Here is a 20,025-nt window from a genome sequence, read left to right as displayed (position 1 = left end):
TGGGCATGCGGCGGGCGCGGTTCGGGATCCGGCTGGGCGCCGGGCTGGTGGCCTGCGCGGCCGGCGTGGCCTGGGCGGCCGAGCCCGGGGTGCTGGCGGCGTTGGACGCCTATGCACCACGCCAGGCGCAGGTCGCCCAGGCGCTGTGGCGGCAGCCCGAGCTGGGCTACCTGGAAGAGCGCTCCTCGCGCCTGTTGCAGCAGGAACTGCGCCAGGCTGGCTTCCGCATCGAAGCCGGCGTGGCCGGCATGCCGACCGCGTTCGTCGCCTCGTACGGCACGCGCGGCAGCGGACCGGTGATCGCGCTGCTGGCCGAAATGGACGCGCTGCCGGGCATGGCGCAGGCGGCCGGGCCGGTGCGCATGCCGATCGACGGCCAGGACGCGGGCCAGGCCTGTGGCCACAACCTGTTCGGCGCGGCGTCGGTGGGCGCCGCGCGCGCCATCGCGCAATGGCTGCAGGCCAGCGGCACGCCGGGCGAAGTACGCCTGTACGGCACGCCGGCCGAAGAGGGCGGCTCCGGCAAGGTCTACATGACCCGCGCCGGGCTGTTCGACGATGTGGACGTGGTGCTGCACTGGCATCCGGCGGCCGAGAACTCGGCCGCGCAGGGCACCAGCCTGGCCAACATCAGCGGCAAGTTCCGCTTCCACGGCGTCGCCGCGCACGCGGCCATCGCGCCGGACCGCGGACGCTCCGCGCTCGACGCGGTCGAGGCGTTCAACCACATGGCCAACCTGATGCGCGAACACGTGCCCGACGGCACCCGCATCCACTACGTGATCAGCAACGGCGGCAGCGCGCCGAACGTGGTGCCTGATTTCGCCGAGGCCTACTACTACGTGCGCCATGTCGATCCGGCGGTGGTGCGCGAGGTGTTCGCGCGCCTGCGCAGGGCCGCCGACGGCGCGGCCATGGGCACCGGTACCACGGTCGAGTTCGAGCAGACCGGCGGGGTGTTCTCGCTGTTGCCCAACGACACCCTGGGCCAGGTGATGCAGGCGGCGCTGGAGCAGGTCGGCGGCGTGCGCTACGACGCCGCCGAGCAGGCCTTCGCCGAAGCGCTGCAACAGAGCCTGGAGCGGCGGCCGCCGCTGGCGGTGGCGATGCAGCTGCAGCCCTACCGCGCGGACCTGGCCGGCAGCGCATCGACCGATGTCGGCGACGTCAGCTGGAACGTCCCGACCGCCGGCCTGGGCACCGCCACCTGGGTGCCGGGCACGCCGGCGCACAGCTGGCAGGCGGTGGCCGCGTCGGGTGCCCCGCTGGGCGCCAAGGGCGCGCTCAATGCAGCCAAGGCGCTGGCGCTGGCGGCGGTGCGGCTGTTCCAGTCGCCGGACATCGTCGGCAGGGCCAGGGAGGAATTCGGCCGGCGCCGCGGCGCGGACTTCCGCTACGTGCCGCTGCTGCAGCGCGACGCGCCGCCGCTGGATTACCGGCGCGGGCCCGGCGCGCCATGAGCGCGTGCGCTCAGTCGACCGGCGCCATCACCTTCAGTGGCGCCAGGTCGTAGCCCATGTCGGCGGCCTGGCGCTTGAGCCGCTCGAGCAGGGCGGCGTCCATCGACGGCGTGCGCGACAGGATCCACAGGTATCTGCGCCCGGGTTCGCCGACCATCGCCCACTGGTAATCCGGATCCAGCGCGATCACCCAGTAGTCGGCCCACGCCCACGGCAACCACGACAGCCAGTCGGGGGCGAAGCGCACCTGCAGGCGCCCCGGGTGGCCGCTGACCGGGCGCGCGACCCCCTCGGCTTCGATCATGCCGCCATCGCCGGTGCGGCAGCGGTTGAGCACGCTGATCCGGCCATCGGCGCGCAGCCGGTAGCTGGCGGTGATGTCGGCCACGCACTTCTTCTGGAACGACACCGGCAGGTGCGCGATCTCGTGCCACTGGCCGGCGTAACGGTCCAGCTCGAAACGTCCGACCGATTCCACCGGCGCCGCCGCCTGTGCGGTGCAGGCGAGCAGCAACGACAGCGGCAACGACAACAGCAGGCGAGGGTGCATGGTTTCTGGCCATCCCGGGATGGAGTGCAGGCTATGCAAAGCCGGGCGCGGCGAAGTAAAGGTTTTGTTGGGGCGCATGCCGCGCGGCCGATGCGTGTCATGCCCGGGCATCGGCGGCGAACGCATGCGGCCATGCGCGGATGGCCGCGCTCGGTCCGCCGTGTTGCCGGCATCGAAAAAAACTTGCCGATAACGCTTGCCGAAACAGCAAGACCTCCGTATCATGCGCGTCCTCGCCGGCGGGAACGTCGCGAAAACAAAGTGGCCGGGTAGCTCAGTTGGTAGAGCAGGGGATTGAAAATCCCCGTGTCGGGGGTTCGATTCCCTCCCCGGCCACCACGAATACGAAAGGCCTGCAGTAATGCAGGTCTTTTTTTTTGTACGCATGGCCGCCGGTTGTGCGAAAGCGGCGGCATGCGGCGCCGGAACCGTCACTGCAGGCGACGGTCCGGTGGATCGGGCATCCCGGCGCGGGAGGGCAACGACGGCGATGGACCTGCGCAAGCTGATACTGGCCCTGGCCCTGCTGGGTGCTTTCCTGCCGTTCGCCAAGACGCTGCATGCCAGCTACCAGGTGCAGCGGCAGCAGCTGATCGACAGCACCCTTGAGAGCAATCTGGCGTACGCGACCAAGCTCGCCAAGAGCACCGACGACTTCGTCCAGTCCGCACAGCTGCAGCTGGACTACACCGCCCAGCTGCTGGCCGGGCAGATGGACGATGCCGACCGGCTCGACAAGGAAGCCGCCCGCCTGCGGCTGATGAGCAAGAGCTTCAATTCCATCGTCATCTTCGACGATGCCGGCAAGGTGCTGGCGACCTCGCCGGAAACGCTGCAGCTGCAGGGCAAGACCCTCGCCAGCGCCGCGGTCCGTGAATCGATCCGGTCGCGTCAGCCGCTGATCAGCAAGCCCTATCTGTCGGCAGCCGGCAATTTCATCGTGCTCATGGTCAGCCCGATCCGCGACCCGCGCGGCGGCTTCCTCGGCGCGATCGGTGGCGCCATCCACCTGCAGAAGGAGAACATCCTGGACCGGCTGCTGGGCCGTCACTTCTACCGCGATGGTTCCTACCTGTACGTGGTCGATGGCGAGCGGCGGATCATCTACCACCCCGACCCGGGTCGCATCGGCAAGGTGGTGAACGGCAACGCCGCGGTCGACGAGGTGACCCGTGGCGGCAGCGGCACGGCCACCCTCGTCAACAGCAAGGGCACGACCATGCTGGCCGGCTACGCGCCGGTCGCGGCAACCGGCTGGGGCGTGATCGCACAACGCCCGCGCGACGTCACCCTGGCGCCGCTGACCTCGCTGATGCGCACGGTGTTCGTCAAGACGCTGCCGCTGGCCATTGCCACCGTGCTGCTGCTGTGGTGGTGCGCGCGCATCATCGCCCACCCGCTGCGCATGCTGGCCGACGGCGCGCGGCACATGGACCAGCCCGGCACCCCGCAGCGCATCCGTTCGGTGCGCTCCTGGTATTTCGAATCGCGCGAGCTGAAAAAGGCCATGCTGCTGGGCATCGGCCTGTTCCAGAAGAGCATCAGCAAGCTGCGCGAGGACGTGAACACCGACCCGTTGACCGGGTTGGGCAACCGCCGCCATCTGCAGGCGCGGGTGCAGGAGCTGCAGGAGCGCGGCACGCCGTTCGCGGTGGTGTCGCTGGACATCGACCACTTCAAGCGGGTCAACGACACCTGGGGCCACGATGTCGGCGACCTGGTGCTGAAACAGCTGTCCATGCACATGCAGGATATCTCGCGGGTGGACGACACGCCCTGCCGCGTGGGCGGCGAGGAGTTCGTGCTGCTGCTGCCGGGCGCCTCGGTGGCCAGTGCCGCGCAGGTCGCCGAGCGGCTCCGGCTGCAGATCGAGCGGGCCAACATGGCGCCGGTCGACCGGGTCACGGTCTCGCTGGGCGTGGCCGCCTGGCCGGAGAGCAGCGCCGACGTCGGCACCGTGTTCAAGAACGCCGATGACATGCTCTACGCAGCCAAGCGCGGCGGCCGCAACCGGGTGGAGGTGTACGTGCCGGGGAACTGAGCGGCAACGCAGTCGGGCCGCACCGGTCGCCAGGCAAGAAAAAACCCCGGGGGATACCCGGGGTTTTTGTTTTGGTGGAGCCAGGGAGGATCGAACTCCCGACCTCGTCATTGCGAACGACGCGCTCTCCCAGCTGAGCTATGGCCCCGTACTTCCTGGTGGATGCAGTGCGCTGGAGGGGCAGGGACCCCGTCCGCCATGTGACTGCTCCACATCGCCGGTGAATTCTAACGCGATGCCGGCGCCGCCGCCAAGAGGGGCAGCAACAGCGCCTGCAACTGGTCGCGGCGCCAGCCGCCGAGCGCGGCGGGCCAGTCGCCGCTTTCCAGCAGCGCTTCCAGGTGGCGTCGCGAGGCCAGCAGGCCGTCGGGCAGGCCGAGCTCGGCGCTACGGCGGGCCACCGCGTCCTGCAGGCGCTTGAGTGCGGCCTTGTTGCCGTCGCTGGCGGCCAGCGCCTGCGGTGCCTGGTCCTCGTCGGCAAGTGGCGTCTGCAGCGCCTGCCACACGGCCTGGGCCAGCTTGCGCGGGGCCTTCGGGAAGCGCTCGAACAGGCGCAGCAGCGCGTCGTAGTCGGCCGGCGGCGTGCGTGCCAGCAACGTGGCCAGTTCGTTGTCCAGGATCCAGCTGCGCGGCCGGTCACTGTGCCGGGCCTGCTGGTCGCGCCAGCGCAACAGGCGCAGCAGGCGGCGCTGCGCGTCGGCCTCGAGGAACTGCGCCGCGCGCATCGACAAGTGCGGCCAGCGCTCGCCTTCGTCGTGTTCGACCGACGCCAGCAGCCGCCGGGCGTCGTCCTGCAGCCACTCGCGGCGGCCCAGTTCGCGCAGCCGCGCGTCGATCGCGTCGTGCAGCGCGAACAGGTACTCCACGTCGTCGGCGGCGTACTCGAGCTGGGCATCGGACAGCGGCCGGCGCATCCAGTCAGAACGGGTCTCGCCCTTGGGCAGGACCACGCCGGTGACCTGCGCGACCAGCTTCTGGTAGCCCATGCCACCGCCGATGCCGGCCAGCGCGGCGCCGATCTGGGTATCGAACAGTGGCCGCGGCAGGGCGCCGCAGGCGCACTTGAATGCCACCAGGTCCTCGCTGGCGCTGTGCATGATCTTGAGGATGGAGTCATCCTCCAGCCACGGACGCAGGGCCTGGGTCATGCCGGGTACCAGCGGGTCGATCAGCAGGATCTCATCGCCCACCGCCATCTGCACCAGCGCCAGCTGCGGCCAGTAGGTGCGTTCGCGGATGAATTCGGTGTCCAGGCCGATGCGGTCGGGGCGCTGGCGAAGGCGTTCTTCAAGTTCGGCGGGGTGTCTGATCCAGTGAGCCACGTTCAATCCATCAACTGCAGGGTTTGCCCAGGCAGGCGAGAATAGCCTAACGTCGCAGCGCACCCGAGCGCGCAGAGCCTGTATGGGAGGAAGTTTGCGTACAACCGGCCCATTGGCCTGCCTGGCCCTGTCCGTCGCGCTGGCGTGCGCCGCCTGCAGGCAGGAACCGGCTGCGGCCACCGCGCCACAGCCGGTCGAGGCCGAGCCGGTGCCCGCGGTCGCGGCGGAGGCGCTGCCCCTGGCGGCCGCGCCGGATCCGGCCACGCTGCCGCTGCCGGTGTGGACACCGCCACCGGTGGAGCTGCAGCCGGAAGGGGTGCGCGACGCGCTCAAGCGCGCGGGCGCGGCATTGGCCGAGGGCCGGCTGTACCAGGAAGCGGACGATGCCATCCCCCTGTACCTGGCGGTGTTGGCGCTGCAGCCGCAGCAGCGCGAGGCGCGGCGCGGCCTGGACAAGGCCCGCGCGCGCCTGCTGGCTTCGGCCCGCGCGCTGCTGGAACAGCCGGACGACCAGCGCCGGGCGCTGGCCAGTGCGGCCACCCAGGCCGCGGTGCTCGCGCACCTGGCCCCGGACGGCAAGGCGGAGCGCGAACTGCAGCAGCGCGTGCAGGTGGCGCGGCGCCTGCTGGCATTGAACCGCTCGGGCGAAGAGGCGCTGCGCACGGGCAGCCCGGCGCTGGCCGCCGGCGCCTTTGCCCAGGTACTGGAACTGGACCCCGGCAACCGCCGTGCCCGCCAGGGCCTGGCCGCGGTCGAGAGCGGATTGATCCGCCAGGCGGAGGACGCCGCGGCGCATGCCGATTTCAATGAGGCGCTGGAGTGGCTGCAACGCGCTTCGCGCATCCGCGAGGACGCGCCCACCGTGGCCGACGCGCGGGTGCGGATCGAGGCGATGCGCATGGCCCAGCTGGCCGCACTGCGCGACGGCGGCCTGCGCGACCTGACCACGCCCAGCGGGCTGAAGGCGGCGCGCGAGAAGCTCGAACAGGCGCTGCGGATCGCCGCGCCCGGCGACGCGGCGGTGGCGGTGCTGCGGCAGCGCATCGACCTGGTCGCCCATTACGGCAGTTTCCGCCCCGGCCAGGTGTTCAGCGACGCCCTGCAGGACGGCGGGCGCGGCCCGCAGATGATCGTGGTGCCGCACGGCGGCTTCCAGATGGGCGCCGGCTATGCCGAGCCGGGCGCCAGCGATGCCGAACGCCCGCAGCATTACGTGCGCTTCGACCGTGGCTTCGCCATGTCCATCACCGAGGTTACCGTGGCCGAGTTCGGCCGCTTCGTGGCGGCGACCAAGGCGCGCCCGCGCGCGACCCGGCGCGGGCATTCGATCGTCTACGACGAGCGCAGCGGCAATTTCGTCCGCCGCAACGGCGCCGACTGGCAGGCCGGCTACAACGGCGCCAAGGCACCGCCGGACAACCCGGTCATGCATGTCAGCGTGCGCGACGCCGAGGCGTACGCGGCCTGGCTGTCGGCGCAGACCGGCCGCCACTACCGGCTGCCGAGCGAAGCCGAGTTCGAATACGCGCTGCGCGCCGGCACCACCGGCCGTTATCCCTGGGGCGATGCCGGGGTGCCGCCGGAGGGCAGTGGCAACTTCACCGGCAGCCTGGATGTGTCGCCCAGCGGCCGCCACTGGAAGAACGCGTTCCTCGGGTACGGCGACGGCTACTGGGGGGAGGCACCGGCGGCCAGTTTCCGCGCCAACCCCTGGGGCCTGCACGACATGGCCGGCAACCTCAGCGAATGGGTCGCCGACTGCTGGCACGCCAGCTACCGGCGTGCGCCGCCGGATGGCGCCGCCTGGTACAACCCGGGCTGCCGCCAGCGCGTGGTCCGCGGCGGCAACTGGGCCAACGCGCCGGAGCAGACCCGCGCGGCGTGGCGGCTGTCGCAGGATTCGGACGTGACCAGCGCGCGCATCGGCTTTCGCCTGGTGCGCGGCATCTGAAGCGGCGCACGCGGGACGGCGGGCGGTGCCACGTTGATTCCCGGCGCGAAAGCCGCGGCTCGCGGGGCGGGAGGGCTTCGCCCGGTGGCGGGTCGCCCCGGCGGTTTCCAGGCGTGGCGCGGGCCGCCTGTTGTTCGCGGCGGTGCTGGGTATGCGGGCACGTTGGGATGGCTGCCGGGTCGTGCCGCCCGGTGCCGCCGTTCTCCCGCAGCCCCGTGGCGTTGGCCGCCTGCACCGATTTCGCCTGCTCATCACCGTGACCAGTGCGATGGTCTTGTCCGGTTACCGTGGCGGCGTGTTTCAGGCATGCTGCGGTCGGCGCCGGGGTGTGCTGTCCGGGCCGGCCCGCTTTCGCGCTCGGCCCCTTCCAGACGATGGAGACATGCAATGCGACAGGATCCGCTGGGCAACCAAGGCAACCCGCGCCGGCGCGGCATCGGCGGCGGCCTGCGCTGGCTGATCCTGATCGGCTTCGCGGTCTATGGCGGCTGCTACTACTTCGGCAACCGCAGCGTGGACCCGTACACCGGCGAGAAGGTGCTGATCGACAAGACGCTCGACGCCGAGGGCGAGAAGGCACTGGGCCTGCAGGCGTACCAGCAGATCCTGGCGCAGGAGCGGCCGGTCGATCCCAATACGCAGGTGGCGCGGCAGATCCGCGAGATCGCCCAGCGCCTGATCGCCAAGGTCGACGCGGTGGAGACCGCGCTGGCCACCGAGCACGGCCAGCCGCCGAACCACTTCTCGCGCTCGTTCGACTGGGAAGTGAACGTGCTGCAGTCCGACCAGGCCAATGCGTTCTGCCTGCCGGGCGGCAAGATGGCGGTCTATACCGGGCTGGTGCCGGTGGCACGCAACGCCGACGCGATGGCGGTGGTGATGGGCCATGAGATCGCCCACGCGCTGCTGCGCCACGGTGCGCAGCGCATGGCCCAGCAGAAGCTGACCGAGATCGGGCAGATGGCCGGTGCCGCCGGTGGCATGGACGCGCAGCAGCAACAGATGTTGATGTCGGCGTTCGGCTACGGCTACCTGCTGCCGTACGCGCGCAGCCACGAAACCCAGGCCGACGAAGTCGGGCTGATGCTGGCCGCCGCGGCCTGCTTCAACCCGCAGGAAGCGGTGCCGCTATGGGAGCGCATGGGCGCGGCCAGCGGCGGCCAGGCGCCGCCGGAGTTCGCCTCGACCCATCCCAATCCCGGCACCCGGATCCAGAACCTGCAGGCGTTGATGCCCAAGGCGATGGAATACCGCCAGCGGTTCTGCGAAAGCGCGCAGGCGCGCTGAGCGGCCCCTGCCTGTCATGTGGCTTCACCGGTAAGGCCCATGCGGGGCGAGCCGCGCATCTACGGGGTCTGCTCGGCGGCAACGACCCGCACGTCCACCATGCCGTCGCCGACGCTCATGCGGGCATCTGCATGGTTGCGTCGGCTGTCTGCTCGTCGATGCCGGGCTTGCCCGGCACCGGGCTTCATCGGCAAGGCCCATGCGGGGCGAGCCCCGCATCTACCGGATCTGCTCGGTGGCAACGACCCGCACGTCAAGCACGCCGTCGCCGACGCTCATGCGGGCATCTGCATGAGCGTCGGCTGCCTGCTCGTCGATGCCGGGCTTGCCCGGCAGCGGGCTTCATCGGCAAGGCCCATGCGGGGCGAGCCCCGCATCTACGGGTCTGCTCGGCGGCAACGACCCGCACGTCCACCACGCCGTCGCCGACGCTCATGCGGGCATCTGCATGGTTGCGTCGGCTGCGTGTTCGTCGATGCCGGGCTTGCCCGGCACCGGGCTTCATCGGCAAGGCCCATGGGGGGCGAGCCCCGCATCTACGGGGTCTGCTCCGTGGCAACAACCCGTACGTCCACCACGCCGTCGCCCACGCGCGCGCGCAGTGCGTCGCCTTCACGCAGCTGTGTAGTGGAGCGGACCAGCGCGCCGTCGTCGGCGCGGGTGAGGATCGCGTAACCGCGCGCCACGGTGGCCAGTGGGCTCACCGCTTCCAGCGACCGGGCGATGCCGCGCAGGTGCAGGGCATCGCGCTGCAGGTGCCGGGCCATGGCCGCCTGCGCGCGCGGAGCGAGCGCGTCCAGGCGCCGCCGCAACAGCGCCAGGCGCTGCGCCGGCTGCACCGCGCGCAGTGCCGAATGGCCATGCGCCAGCCGCGCGCGGCGCTGTTCCAGCTGCCGTTGCCACGCCGCGCGCAGCCGCGCATGCATCGCCTCCTGGCGCTGGCGCAGCAGCGCCAGCCGCGCCTGCGGGCCCTGTGCCTGCAGCCGCAGCGCGGCGCGGTCGGCGCGCTGCATCGCCTGGCCCAGCGCGTGCGCCTGCAGCTGTGCCAGCCGCCGCTGCAGGTTGCGCAGGCGCGCATCCAGGTCGCGGCGGTCCGGCACCAGCAGCTCGGCGGCCACCGACGGCGTCGGCGCGCGCAGGTCGGCGGCGAAATCGGACAGGCTGAAATCGGTCTCGTGGCCGACCGCGGAGACCACCGGCGTGGTGCTGGCGGCGATGGCCCGTGCCAGTTGTTCGTCGTTGAACGCCCACAGGTCTTCCAGCGAACCGCCACCGCGGGTCAGCAGGATCGCGTCGTAGCGGCCGCTGGCGTCGGCACGGCGCAGCAGCGCGGTGATCTGCGCGGCCGCGGCTTCGCCCTGCACCAGGGACGGCAACAGTTCCACCTCGAGCAGCGGGAAGCGTCGCGCCAGCACGCTGAGCACGTCGCGCACCGCCGCGCCGCTGGGCGAGGTGATCACCGCCAGGCGGCGTACATGCGCCGGCAGCGGCCGCTTGCGCGCCGGGTCGAACAGGCCTTCGGCCTGCAGCCGCGCCCGCAGCGCTTCGAACGCCCGGCGCAGCGCGCCTTCGCCGGCTTCCTCCATGTGGTCCAGCACCAGCTGGTACTCGCCGCGCGCCTCGTACAGGGTCAGGCGGCCGCGCGCCAGCACGCGCAGGCCCTCGCGCGGGACGAACTTCAGCCACTGGCTCTTGGGCCTGAACATCGCCGCGCGCACCTGCGCGCGCGCGTCCTTCAGGGTGAAGTACAGGTGCCCGGATGCGGGGCGGCTGACATTGCCGAGTTCGCCTTCCACCCACACCAGCGGGAACGCGCCCTCGAGCAGGTCGCGGGCGAGCGTGTTGAGCTGGCTGGGGCTGAGGACGTTGTCCATGGCAGGCGCGGGGGAACGGGACGCTATTGTTCCCGCGCGCGGGCGCTAAAGCCAATGTCGCCGAGGCCGGTGCCTGCGCGGCTAGCCGGGATACTGCCGCGGATCGTGGCGCCGCAGCGCCCAGGCGACATGTTCGCGCACCAGTTCGGACGGATGGTCCAGGCGGCTGAGCAGCGCCTGCCGCGCGGCAGGCGAGGGCGCCGCGTTGCCCAGCGCGACGGCGATGTTGCGCAGCCAGCGTTCGTGGCCGCTGCGGCGGATCGGGCTGCCCTCGGTGCGGCGCAGGAATTCGTCCTCGTCCCACGCGAACAGCTCCGGCAGGGTGGCCGTGTCCAGGGCGTTGCGCGCGCGGAAGTCCGGCTCGTCGGTGCGCCGCGCGAACTTGTTCCAGGGGCATATCAGCTGGCAGTCGTCGCAGCCGTAGATGCGGTTGCCCATCAGTGGGCGCATTTCCAGCGGGATGGCGCCCTCGTGCTCGATGGTCAGGTAGGAAATGCAGCGGCGCGCGTCGAGCCGGTGCGGGGCGATGATCGCCGCGGTCGGGCAGATGTCGATGCAGCGGGTGCAGCTGCCGCAGTGCGCGCTGGCCGGGGCGTCCACCGGCAACGGCAGGTCGATGTAGATCTCGCCGAGGAAGAACCACGAGCCGCCGTCCTTGTCGATCAGGCAGGTGTGCTTGCCGATCCAGCCCAGCCCGGCGTTGCGCGCCAGCGCGCGTTCGAGCACCGGCGCCGAATCGACGAACACGCGGTACCCGAAGGGGCCGATCTCGGTGGCGATGCGCCCGGCCAGCTTCTGCAGGCGGTTGCGCATGAGCTTGTGGTAATCGCGGCCCAGCGCGTAACGCGCCACGTAGGCGCGCTCGGCGTCGTCCAGGGTGGCCCAGGCCGCGGCATCGTCCTTGTGGCCATAGTCCAGCCCCACCGAGATCACCCGCACCGTGCCCGGCAACAGCTCCTGCGGCCGCGCGCGCATCGCGCCGTGCCGCGCCATCCATTCCATGGTCCCGTACAGGCCCTGGCCCAGCCAGTCGGCCAGGTACGCCTCGTCCTCGCCCAGGTCGACGCCACTGATGCCGCAGCGCTGGAAGCCGGCCTCGCGCGCAAGCTGGCGGATGCGCAGCGACAGCTGCGCCATGTCGGCGGTGGCAACGGTTCCAGGCATGGCGCAAGTATAGAATCGCGGGCATGAGCCAGCCCGATGGACTGTTCGATACCGCCGCCGCGCGCCGCATCGACGCGCAGGCCACCGCCGCGCTCGGTGGCGACGGCTACCTGTTGATGCAGCGCGCCGGCCAGGCCGCCTGGCAGTGCGCGCTGCAGTACTGGCCGCAGGCGCGGCGCATCGTGGTGGTGTGCGGCCCGGGCAACAACGGCGGCGACGGCTATGTGCTGGCGCGGCTGGCGCGCCAGTCCGGGAGCGCGGTGTGCGTGCTGCACCTGCCCGGGCACGCGCCACGCACCCCGCTGGCGCAGCGTGCCTGTACCGACTACCTGGCCGTTGGCGGCCGGGTGGAGCTTGCCGCCGATTGCCTGCGCGATGCCGACCTGGTGGTCGACGCGCTGTTCGGCATCGGCCTGGACCGCGCGCCCGATGCGGAGGCCGCGCGGCTGATCGCCGCGGTCAACGCCGCCGCCGCGCCGGTGCTGGCGCTGGACGTGCCCAGCGGCGTCGACGCCGACAGCGGTGCGGTGCCGGGCGCGGCGATCCATGCCGCGCGCGTGCTGCAGTTCATCGTGCCGCACCGTGGCCTGTACACCGGCGCCGCGCTGGAGCACGCCGGGCAGCGGCTGCTGGATGCGCTGGATGTTCCCGCGCAGGCGTTTGACGGCGTGGCGCCGGCCGCATCGCGCTGGAGTGCGGCGCGGCTGCCGGCGCAGTTGCCGCCGCGGCGCCTCAACACCCACAAGGGCGAGTCCGGCCACGTCCTGTGCGTCGGTGGCAACCATGGCAGCGGTGGCGCGCTGATGCTGTGCGCCGAGGCCGCGCTGCGCAGCGGTGCGGGGCTGGCCAGCGCGGCCACCCGCGCGGCGCACGTGGCGCCGCTGCTGGCACGTTGCCCCGAAGCGATGGTGCATGCGGTGGAGGACGCATTCGACCTGGCGCCGCTGCTGGCGCGTGCCGGTGTCGTCGCACTCGGGCCAGGGCTTGGCCAGGACGAGTGGGGGCGCCGGCTGTGGCTGGCGGCGGTGGACGGCGGCAGGCCGCTGGTGGTGGATGCCGACGCGCTGAACCTGCTGGCGCAGCAGCCGCGAGCGCTGCCCACAGCGGTGCTCACGCCGCACCCGGGAGAGGCGGCGCGCCTGCTTGGGGTCGACGACGCCGCCATCCAGCGCGACCGTTTCGCCGCGGCGCAGGCGCTGGCGGAACGGTTTTCGGCGGTGGTCGTGCTCAAGGGCGCGGGCACCGTGGTCGCCGCGCCGGGGCAGCGGCCGCGGGTGATCGCGGCGGGCAATCCGGGCATGGCGGTGGGCGGCATGGGCGACCTGCTGACCGGGGTGATCGCCGCGCTGCTGGCGCAGGGCCTGTCGCCATTGGACGCAGCCAGCACCGGCGCGCTGCTGCATGGCCTGGCCGGCGACGCGGCGGCCGCGGACGGCCAGCGCGGACTCCTGCCGCGTGACCTGCTGCCGCACCTGCGCGCCCGTGCCAATCCATAATGACGGCCATGATCGAACTGTTTCTTCCCGATGCCGCGGCCACCGACCAGCTGGGCGCGGCCCTGGCGGCGACCCGGCCGACGCCGGCGGTGGTCCACCTGCACGGCGACCTGGGTGCCGGCAAATCGACCCTGGCGCGCGCGCTGCTGCGGGCGCTCGGCGTGCAGGGGGCGATCCGCAGCCCCACCTATACCCTGGTCGAACGTTACCCGCTGCCGGCCGGCGAGGCCTGGCACCTGGACCTGTACCGGATCGGCGATGCCGGCGAACTGGATTTCCTGGGCCTGGACGAGGCCGAGGCCGACCTGTGGCTGGTCGAATGGCCGGAGCGGGGCGGCGCGGCACTGCCGCCCTTGGACCTGCGGGTGGCGCTGGACATGCACGGTGCGGGCCGCCGGGCGCGGCTGCAGGCCTGCTCCCCGGCCGGCCAGGCATGGCTGTCGCGCCTGGGGCAATCGGGCCACTTGCAGGGGTTTCCTGCCGCCTGATGGAAGGAAAGTGTGGCAGGTTGCGGATTATTAAGGGAAAAGGTGTTGCAATTACGCAATTCCGGTGATTGAATCCGCCCATGCTCAAGGGAAGCCGCCTGATCGCCCTGTCTGCCTGTGTCGCCGGACTCTGCCTGGCTGGCGCTTCGGCGTGGGCGGGTGAGATCCGCAGCGTCGCCGTGCAGGCCGGGAGCACCGGTACCCGTGCCGAGATCCAGCTGGCCGGCGGTGGCAGCTACAAGACCCTGTCGCTGGCCGGGCCGAACCGCCTGGTGGTGGATTTCCCGGATTCGACCGCCGTCCGCGGGCTCAAGTTGCCCGCCGCCGCCGGTGTCGTCACCGCCGTGCGCACCGGGATCCCGGCGCCGGGCACGTTCCGGGTGGTGTTCGACCTGGCCGAGTCGGTGGTGGCGTTCAAGCCGCAGCTGCAGGGGCAGGGCGCCGAGTCGCGGCTGCTGATCGAATGGCCCGGCGAGACCAGCGGCGCCAGTACCCGGCCGGTGGCGGCGAATGCGTCCGCGACCCCGCTGCCGGCGCAGCCCGGCAGCGCCGAGGCGCGCCGCGAGGCCGCCCGTGCCACGGCGGCACTGACCGCGGCGGTGGTGCAGCAGGCGTCCGCCGCGCCTGCCCCGCCGGCTACCGTCGCCAACACCCCTGTGCCCACCACGACGGCGGTGGCCGCCACGAACGCGCCTTCGCCGGCCGCCATTCTCAACGGACAGGCGAGCGTGCCGGCCGTGGTCGCCTCGGCGACTGCACCGACCCCGGCACCCGCGCCTGTACCGGTACCGGCCGACGAACAGCCGGCCCCGCGTCCGGTCATGCCCAGCGATGCTTCGCGCATCCGCATGCAGCCGGGCATGCGCACGCTGGTGGTCGCCATCGATCCCGGCCATGGCGGCCAGGACCCGGGGGCGATCGGTCCGACCGGCAAGCGCGAGAAGGACGTCACCCTGGCGGTGGCGCGCGAGCTGGCGCGGCAGGTCAATGCCACGCCCGGCCTGCGCGCCTACCTGACCCGCGACACCGACGTGTTCATCCCGCTGCCGCAGCGTGCCCAGCGTGCGCGCGCGGCCAAGGCCGACATTTTCATTTCGATCCATGCCGACGCGGCGGAGAACCGCGCCGCCACCGGCTCGTCGGTGTACGTGCTTTCCACCAAGGGCGCGTCCTCGCAGCGCGCGCGCTGGCTGGCGGACAAGGAAAACGCGGCCGACCTGATCGGCGGCGTCAGCCTGCAGCGGACCGAGGGCACCCTGGCCAACGTGCTGCTGGATCTGGCCCAGAGCGGCAACATGAAGGCCTCCGAAGATGCCGCCAGCCACGTGCTGGGTGGGCTGAAGCGGATCGGCAACAACCACAAGCCCAACCTGGAGCGGGCGAACTTCGCGGTGCTGCGCACCTCGGACATGCCGGCGATGCTGGTGGAAACCGCCTTCATCTCCAACCCGGACGAGGAGCGCCGCCTTACCGACCCGGCCTACCAGCGCCGCGTCGCCGGTGCCGTGCTCGACGGCGTGCACACCTATTTCAGCCGGCAGCCGCCGCCGGGCACGCTGTTCGCCGCGCGTGCGCAGGCCGAGATGGAAGCCGCCGCGGGCACCGTGGCCGGCGGCAGCAAGTAAACACGGCGCGCGCCAGCGCCGTGCATCCCGTCCGGCGGCTGCAGTCATTCGGATCGCATCCGTCATCGACCCGCACCTCCCGTGCCCCGGGCGCAGTGCCGCCACTGGCGGGGTGAGGGGCGACTGGCTGCTACACCCGGCGGCGGGGCGGCTATCATCTAGCGATGCGAGATAGCGATTTCATTCCCCTGCTGCGCCCCGCTGGTTTCCCGGAACGCGCGGCATGAGCACCATCCGTCCGCTCCCCGAGATACTGATCAACCAGATCGCCGCCGGCGAAGTGGTCGAGCGCCCCGCGTCGGTGGTCAAGGAACTGGTCGAGAACGCACTCGATGCCGGCGCCACCCGTGTCGACATCGACCTCGAGGAAGGCGGCGTGCGCCTGATCCGCATCCGCGACAATGGCGGCGGCATCGCCGCGGCGCAGTTGCCGCTGGCGGTGTCGCGCCATGCCACCAGCAAGATCGCCTCGCTCGACGACCTGGAGTCTGTCGCCACGCTGGGCTTCCGCGGCGAGGCGCTGCCGTCGATCGCCTCGGTCAGCCGCTTCACCCTGGCGTCGCGCCAGCCGCAGGACGAACACGGCGCCGCGCTGCAGATCGAGGGCGGCAAGATCGGTGAAGTGACGCCGCGTGCGCATGCGCCGGGCACCACCGTGGAAGTGCGCGAGCTGTTCTACAACGTGCCGGCGCGGCGCAAGTTCCTGCGCGCCGAGCGCACCGAACTGGGCCATATCGAGGAATGGCTGCGTTCACTGGCGCTGGCGCGTCCGGACGTGGAACTGCGGGTGTCGCACAACGGCAAGCCGTCGCGCCGCTACAAGCCCGGCGACCTGTACTCCGATGCGCGCCTGGGCGAAACCCTGGGCGAGGACTTCGCGCGGCAATCGCTGCGCGTGGACCACAGCGCGGCCGGCCTGCGTCTGCACGGGTGGATCGCGCAGCCGCAGTACTCGCGCGCCAGCGCCGACCAGCAGTACCTGTACGTCAATGGCCGCTCGGTACGCGACCGCAGTGTCGCGCATGCGGTGAAGATGGCTTACGGCGACGTGCTCTACCACGGCCGCCAGCCGGCCTACGTGCTGTTCCTGGAACTGGACCCGGCGCGGGTGGACGTCAACGTGCATCCGGCCAAGCACGAAGTGCGTTTCCGCGATGCGCGGCTGATCCATGATTTCGTCTACCGCACGCTCAAGGATGCGCTGGCCGAAACCCGCGCGGGCCTGGAGCCGGCGGCCGGGCTGGCGGCTGCACCGGCCCTGCCGCCGCAGGCGGCGGGCGGGCAGGCCGCCGGCTACCTGCTGTCGCGGCCGTCGGGCGGCGCCGGTGGTGGTGGTGGCTGGGCACCGCGGCAGTCGCCGTTGGGACTGCAGGTGGCCGAGGCGCCGTCGGCGTATGCCGCGCTGTATGCAACGCCGGCCGATGCCACGCCGCCGGGTACGCCTGCCGGCGGCACTTCGGGGCTGCCGGCGACCGCCGCCGACAGCGGCGTGCCGCCGTTGGGCTACGCCATCGCGCAGCTGCATGGCATCTACATCCTGGCCGAGAACGCCGACGGCCTGATCGTGGTGGACATGCATGCCGCGCACGAGCGCATCGGCTACGAGCGCCTGAAGACCGCGCACGATGGCATCGGCCTGCATGCGCAGCCGCTGCTGGTGCCGATCACCCTGGCGGTGGGCGAACGCGACGCCGACACCGCCGAGCGCGAGGCGGCGACGCTGGCCGAACTCGGCTTCGAGGTGACCCGCTCCGGCCCCGGTTCGCTGCACGTGCGCAGCATTCCGGCACTGCTGGCCAACGCCGAACCGGAAGGGTTGCTGCGCGACGTGCTCACCGACCTGCGCGAACACGGCCAGAGCCGGCGCGTGGCCAGCGCGCGCGATGAACTGCTTTCGACCATGGCCTGCCACGGCGCGGTGCGCGCCAACCGGCGGCTGACGGTTCCGGAAATGAATGCCCTGCTGCGCGACATGGAAGCCACCGAGCGCTCCGGGCAATGCAACCACGGCCGCCCGACCTGGGCGCGCTTTTCGCTGGCGGAGATCGACCGCTGGTTCCTGCGGGGGCGTTGACGATGAAACGATGGGCGGGCATGGCGCTGCTGCTGGTGGCGATGGCCGGTTGCGGTGGCGGCGACCGGCCGGCACCGGCTCCCGACGCGCCGCGCTTCGATCCGGCGTTCCTGATGAACAACGACATCTGGCGCGAACAGCGCCAGGCCGAACTGCTGCAGCCCGATGGCTGGACCAGCCTGGTCGGCCTGCACTGGCTGGAACTGAAGGCCCACTACATCGGCAGCGGCAGCACCAGCGGCATCCGCCTGGCGATGGGGCCGCCGCGGCTGGGCATGGTGACGCACGAGGCGGGGCGCTACTGGTTCACGCCCGAGCGCGGCGTCGCGGTACAGGTCGATGGCAAGCCGTTGAAAGGCCGCATCCCGTTCCATGCCGATGACGCGCCCAGCCCCACCACGATCACCTTCGACGGTGGCAAGGGCACGCTGAGCCTGATCCATCGCGGGCCGCGCCACGCGTTGCGGGTGCGGCACGCCGACGCCCCGGCCCGCACCGGTTTCGGCCACCTGGAGTACTGGCCGGCCGATGCGTCCTGGCGCATCACCGCGCGCTTCGTGCCGCACGCCGCCGGCACGACCCTGCCGGTGGTCGACATCACCGGCCTGACCACCGAACAGCCCAATGCCGGCGCCATCGAGTTCGAGCGCGATGGCCGCACCTGGCGGCTGCAGGCGCTGGGCGAGCCGGGCGGGGCGCTGTTCGTGATCTTCGCCGACCGCACCAGCGGCCACGGCAGCTATGCCGCCGGCCGCTACATCGACCTGGACGCGCCCGACGGCGACAGCCAGGTGGTGATCGATTTCAACCGCGCCTACAACCCGCCGTGCGCGTTCACCCCGTTCGCCACCTGCCCGTTGCCGCCGCCGGAGAACCGGCTGGACCTGCCGGTCGAGGCCGGCGAGAAAACCTACGTCAAACCCGCACAGGAACACGCGACATGAAATGGATGGCCCGCGCCGCGGCGCTGCTGCTGGGATCGGTGATGCTGCTGGGCGCGCCGGCGCCGGCGCCGTCGCTGGCGCGGCAGGCGCCGGCGGCCGCCACCCCGGCCAAGGCACCGCCGGTGCCGCTGTTGTGGAAGGCGAGCGGCCCCAGAGGCGCCGAACTCTACCTGCTGGGGTCGTTCCACCTGCTCAGGGCCGACGATTACCCGCTGTCGGCGGACGTGGACGCGGCCTTCGACGCATCGAGCCAGCTGCTGTTCGAACTGGCGCCGGAAGAAATGAACTCGCCGGCGCTGGCCACGCAGATGGCGCAGGCCGCACTGCGCCGCGATGGCCGCCTGCTCAAGGACGAACTGGATGCCGATACCTGGCGGCGGCTGCAGGACTACGCCGCCGCCAACGGGCTGCCGATCGATCGCCTGGCCGGGCTCAAGCCCTGGTTCGTCGGGCTGACCATCAGCCTGGGGCAGATGGCACGGCAGGGGCTGGATGCGCAGGCGGGGCTGGACCGGCACCTGATGGCGCGCGCGGCCACCGCCGGCAAGCCGGCGCAGGGGCTGGAAAGCGCGGCGGCGCAGATCGCCATGCTCGACGGCATGAGTGGCGAGGAGCAGCGGCAGCTGCTGCGCGAGGCGCTGGAGCAGGTGGACAAGGGCGACGAACAGAGCCGGCGCCTGCACGACGCCTGGCGGCGTGGCGATGACGTGACCCTGTGGCGCGACATGGCTGCGCAGATGAAACGCGACTATCCGGCGCTGTACCGGCGCATCAACACCGAGCGCAACGATGCCTGGCTGGCGCCGCTGCAGGAGCGCCTGCAGGCCGGGCCGGGCGCGACCCTGGTGGTGGTCGGCGCGCTGCACCTGCTCGGCAGCGACGGCGTGGTCGAGAAGCTGCGCGCGCGCGGCTACAGGGTCGAGCGGATCTGTTCGGCCTGCACACCGTCCACGCATCCGGCGCGGCGTGCTCCGGCGGCAACGGCGCCAGCGGCCCGCAGCCGCAACTGAGGCGCGCGCTGCCAGGCCGGGGGTGCGGCCGCGGCCACCCAAATGCGAAGGCCGACGCTTGCGTCGGCCTTCGTGCTTTCAGCGGTTGCCGCGGGTCTTGCCGGCCGGCGGTGGCGCGGGCGGCGGCTCGGGGGTCTTGCCGCCGGCAGCCGGCGGGCGGCCGAAGCCGGCGCCCATGCTGCGCTGGAATTCCTGCCACAGCTCCAGATTGCGCTCGGTGAGCTGGTTCATCATCGCCCACGGCGTCTGCCCGAGCAGGTTGCCCATCTGCTGGCGGAACTGCTGCTGCTGGTCTAGGAACACCTGCATGCTGCGCTCCAGGTAGTTGCCCATGAAGCCCTGCAGCGAATCGCCGTAGAAACGGATCAACTGGCTCAGCAGCTGGGTGGACAGCATCGGCTCGCCGTCCTGCTCCTTGTCGGCAATGATCTGCAGCAGCACCGAGCGGGTCAGGTCCTCGCCGCTCTTGGCGTCGCGTACCTCGAAGTCCTCCCCGTCCAGGATCAGCTGGCGGACGTCCTCGATGGTGATGTAGCTGGAGATCTCGGTGTCGTAGAGCCGCCGGTTGGGATACTTCTTGATGATGCGGGTCGCAGCCATTAAGCAGTCACTCTTCCTTCACGGTAGGGGCGCAGCATGGCGCAGTGCAACAGGCCTTGCAACCGCCAAAAGTACAGGGGGGCATGCCCCGGGGAAGGGGGCGCGGCGGCGTGCAGCATCGCTGCGATGCTGCGCAGCA

The 20,025-nt window shown here is 71.7% G+C and carries 15 protein-coding genes and 2 tRNA genes; 11 read left to right on the top strand and 6 right to left on the bottom strand.

Annotated features, from left to right (window positions below; translation table 11 throughout):
- Window positions 1-5 precede the first annotated feature (5 nt).
- Window positions 6-1,460: an amidohydrolase gene (locus AC06E6_RS04585; RefSeq protein WP_104940175.1), complete on the top strand. Its 1,455-nt coding sequence runs from the start codon at window positions 6-8 to the stop codon at window positions 1,458-1,460.
- A gap of 10 nt (window positions 1,461-1,470) precedes the next feature.
- Here the strand turns inward: AC06E6_RS04585 and AC06E6_RS04580 are convergent, their stop codons facing one another.
- Window positions 1,471-2,010, bottom strand: a complete 540-nt coding sequence (locus tag AC06E6_RS04580) for a lipocalin family protein (protein ID WP_104938591.1) — start codon at window positions 2,008-2,010, stop codon at window positions 1,471-1,473.
- 263 nt (window positions 2,011-2,273) lie between these two features.
- On the opposite strand from AC06E6_RS04580, the gene AC06E6_RS04575 reads away from it, so the two are divergent.
- Window positions 2,274-2,349, top strand: a tRNA-Phe gene (locus tag AC06E6_RS04575).
- Window positions 2,350-2,500: 151 nt separating this feature from the next.
- Entirely contained in the window at window positions 2,501-4,051 is a 1,551-nt protein-coding gene (locus tag AC06E6_RS04570) for a sensor domain-containing diguanylate cyclase (RefSeq protein ID WP_202626440.1), read from the top strand.
- A gap of 72 nt (window positions 4,052-4,123) precedes the next feature.
- Here AC06E6_RS04570 and AC06E6_RS04565 read toward each other — a convergent pair.
- Window positions 4,124-4,199, bottom strand: a tRNA-Ala gene (locus AC06E6_RS04565).
- Between the two features lie 79 nt (window positions 4,200-4,278).
- A complete protein-coding gene (rnd, locus tag AC06E6_RS04560) occupies window positions 4,279-5,373 on the bottom strand; it encodes a ribonuclease D (RefSeq protein ID WP_478060429.1) in 1,095 nt (364 codons plus the stop codon).
- 94 nt (window positions 5,374-5,467) lie between these two features.
- Between rnd and AC06E6_RS04555 the strand changes: the two genes are divergently transcribed.
- Both AC06E6_RS04555 and AC06E6_RS04550 read left to right on the top strand, forming a co-directional pair.
- Entirely contained in the window at window positions 5,468-7,324 is a 1,857-nt protein-coding gene (locus AC06E6_RS04555) for an SUMF1/EgtB/PvdO family nonheme iron enzyme (protein ID WP_478060427.1), read from the top strand.
- A 387-nt stretch (window positions 7,325-7,711) separates the two neighbouring features.
- Window positions 7,712-8,611 carry a M48 family metallopeptidase gene (locus AC06E6_RS04550; protein WP_104938594.1) on the top strand — a complete coding sequence of 300 codons (900 nt, stop codon included), beginning with the start codon at window positions 7,712-7,714 and terminating at the stop codon, window positions 8,609-8,611.
- 536 nt (window positions 8,612-9,147) lie between these two features.
- Here AC06E6_RS04550 and xseA read toward each other — a convergent pair.
- Window positions 9,148-10,485 (bottom strand): exodeoxyribonuclease VII large subunit, encoded by a 1,338-nt coding sequence (xseA, locus tag AC06E6_RS04545; protein ID WP_478060425.1) that lies wholly within the window; start codon window positions 10,483-10,485, stop codon window positions 9,148-9,150.
- An 81-nt stretch (window positions 10,486-10,566) separates the two neighbouring features.
- Window positions 10,567-11,649 carry a tRNA epoxyqueuosine(34) reductase QueG gene (queG, locus tag AC06E6_RS04540; protein ID WP_478060423.1) on the bottom strand — a complete coding sequence of 361 codons (1,083 nt, stop codon included), beginning with the start codon at window positions 11,647-11,649 and terminating at the stop codon, window positions 10,567-10,569.
- Between the two features lie 23 nt (window positions 11,650-11,672).
- Here queG and AC06E6_RS04535 point away from each other — a divergent pair, with 23 nt between their 5' ends.
- From AC06E6_RS04535 to AC06E6_RS04510, 6 genes are all read left to right on the top strand, one after another.
- Window positions 11,673-13,145 (top strand): NAD(P)H-hydrate dehydratase, encoded by a 1,473-nt coding sequence (locus tag AC06E6_RS04535; RefSeq protein WP_226050314.1) that lies wholly within the window; start codon window positions 11,673-11,675, stop codon window positions 13,143-13,145.
- An 8-nt stretch (window positions 13,146-13,153) separates the two neighbouring features.
- Window positions 13,154-13,633, top strand: a complete 480-nt coding sequence (gene tsaE / locus AC06E6_RS04530) for a tRNA (adenosine(37)-N6)-threonylcarbamoyltransferase complex ATPase subunit type 1 TsaE (protein ID WP_104940177.1) — start codon at window positions 13,154-13,156, stop codon at window positions 13,631-13,633.
- 80 nt (window positions 13,634-13,713) lie between these two features.
- Entirely contained in the window at window positions 13,714-15,258 is a 1,545-nt protein-coding gene (locus tag AC06E6_RS04525; protein ID WP_226050315.1) for an N-acetylmuramoyl-L-alanine amidase, read from the top strand.
- A 223-nt stretch (window positions 15,259-15,481) separates the two neighbouring features.
- Window positions 15,482-17,332, top strand: coding sequence for a DNA mismatch repair endonuclease MutL (gene mutL, locus AC06E6_RS04520; protein ID WP_161614758.1), 1,851 nt, complete (start codon window positions 15,482-15,484; stop codon window positions 17,330-17,332).
- A gap of 2 nt (window positions 17,333-17,334) precedes the next feature.
- Window positions 17,335-18,276 (top strand): DUF1684 domain-containing protein, encoded by a 942-nt coding sequence (locus tag AC06E6_RS04515; RefSeq protein ID WP_478060422.1) that lies wholly within the window; start codon window positions 17,335-17,337, stop codon window positions 18,274-18,276.
- Complete coding sequence (locus tag AC06E6_RS04510; protein ID WP_478060421.1) at window positions 18,273-19,286, top strand: TraB/GumN family protein; 1,014 nt, start codon at window positions 18,273-18,275, stop codon at window positions 19,284-19,286. The genes AC06E6_RS04515 and AC06E6_RS04510 overlap by 4 nt, the downstream gene beginning before the upstream one ends.
- Before the next feature lie 78 nt (window positions 19,287-19,364).
- On the opposite strand, the gene phaR is transcribed toward AC06E6_RS04510, so the two are convergent.
- Window positions 19,365-19,886 carry a polyhydroxyalkanoate synthesis repressor PhaR gene (phaR, locus tag AC06E6_RS04505; protein WP_054664996.1) on the bottom strand — a complete coding sequence of 174 codons (522 nt, stop codon included), beginning with the start codon at window positions 19,884-19,886 and terminating at the stop codon, window positions 19,365-19,367.
- Between the last annotated feature and the right edge of the window lie 139 nt (window positions 19,887-20,025).

This window comes from Stenotrophomonas sp. Steno-Z10-HUANG, assembly GCF_056393075.1.
The sequence above is the reverse complement of the archived record's forward strand: the minus strand, read 5'-3'. Positions and strand labels throughout refer to the sequence as shown.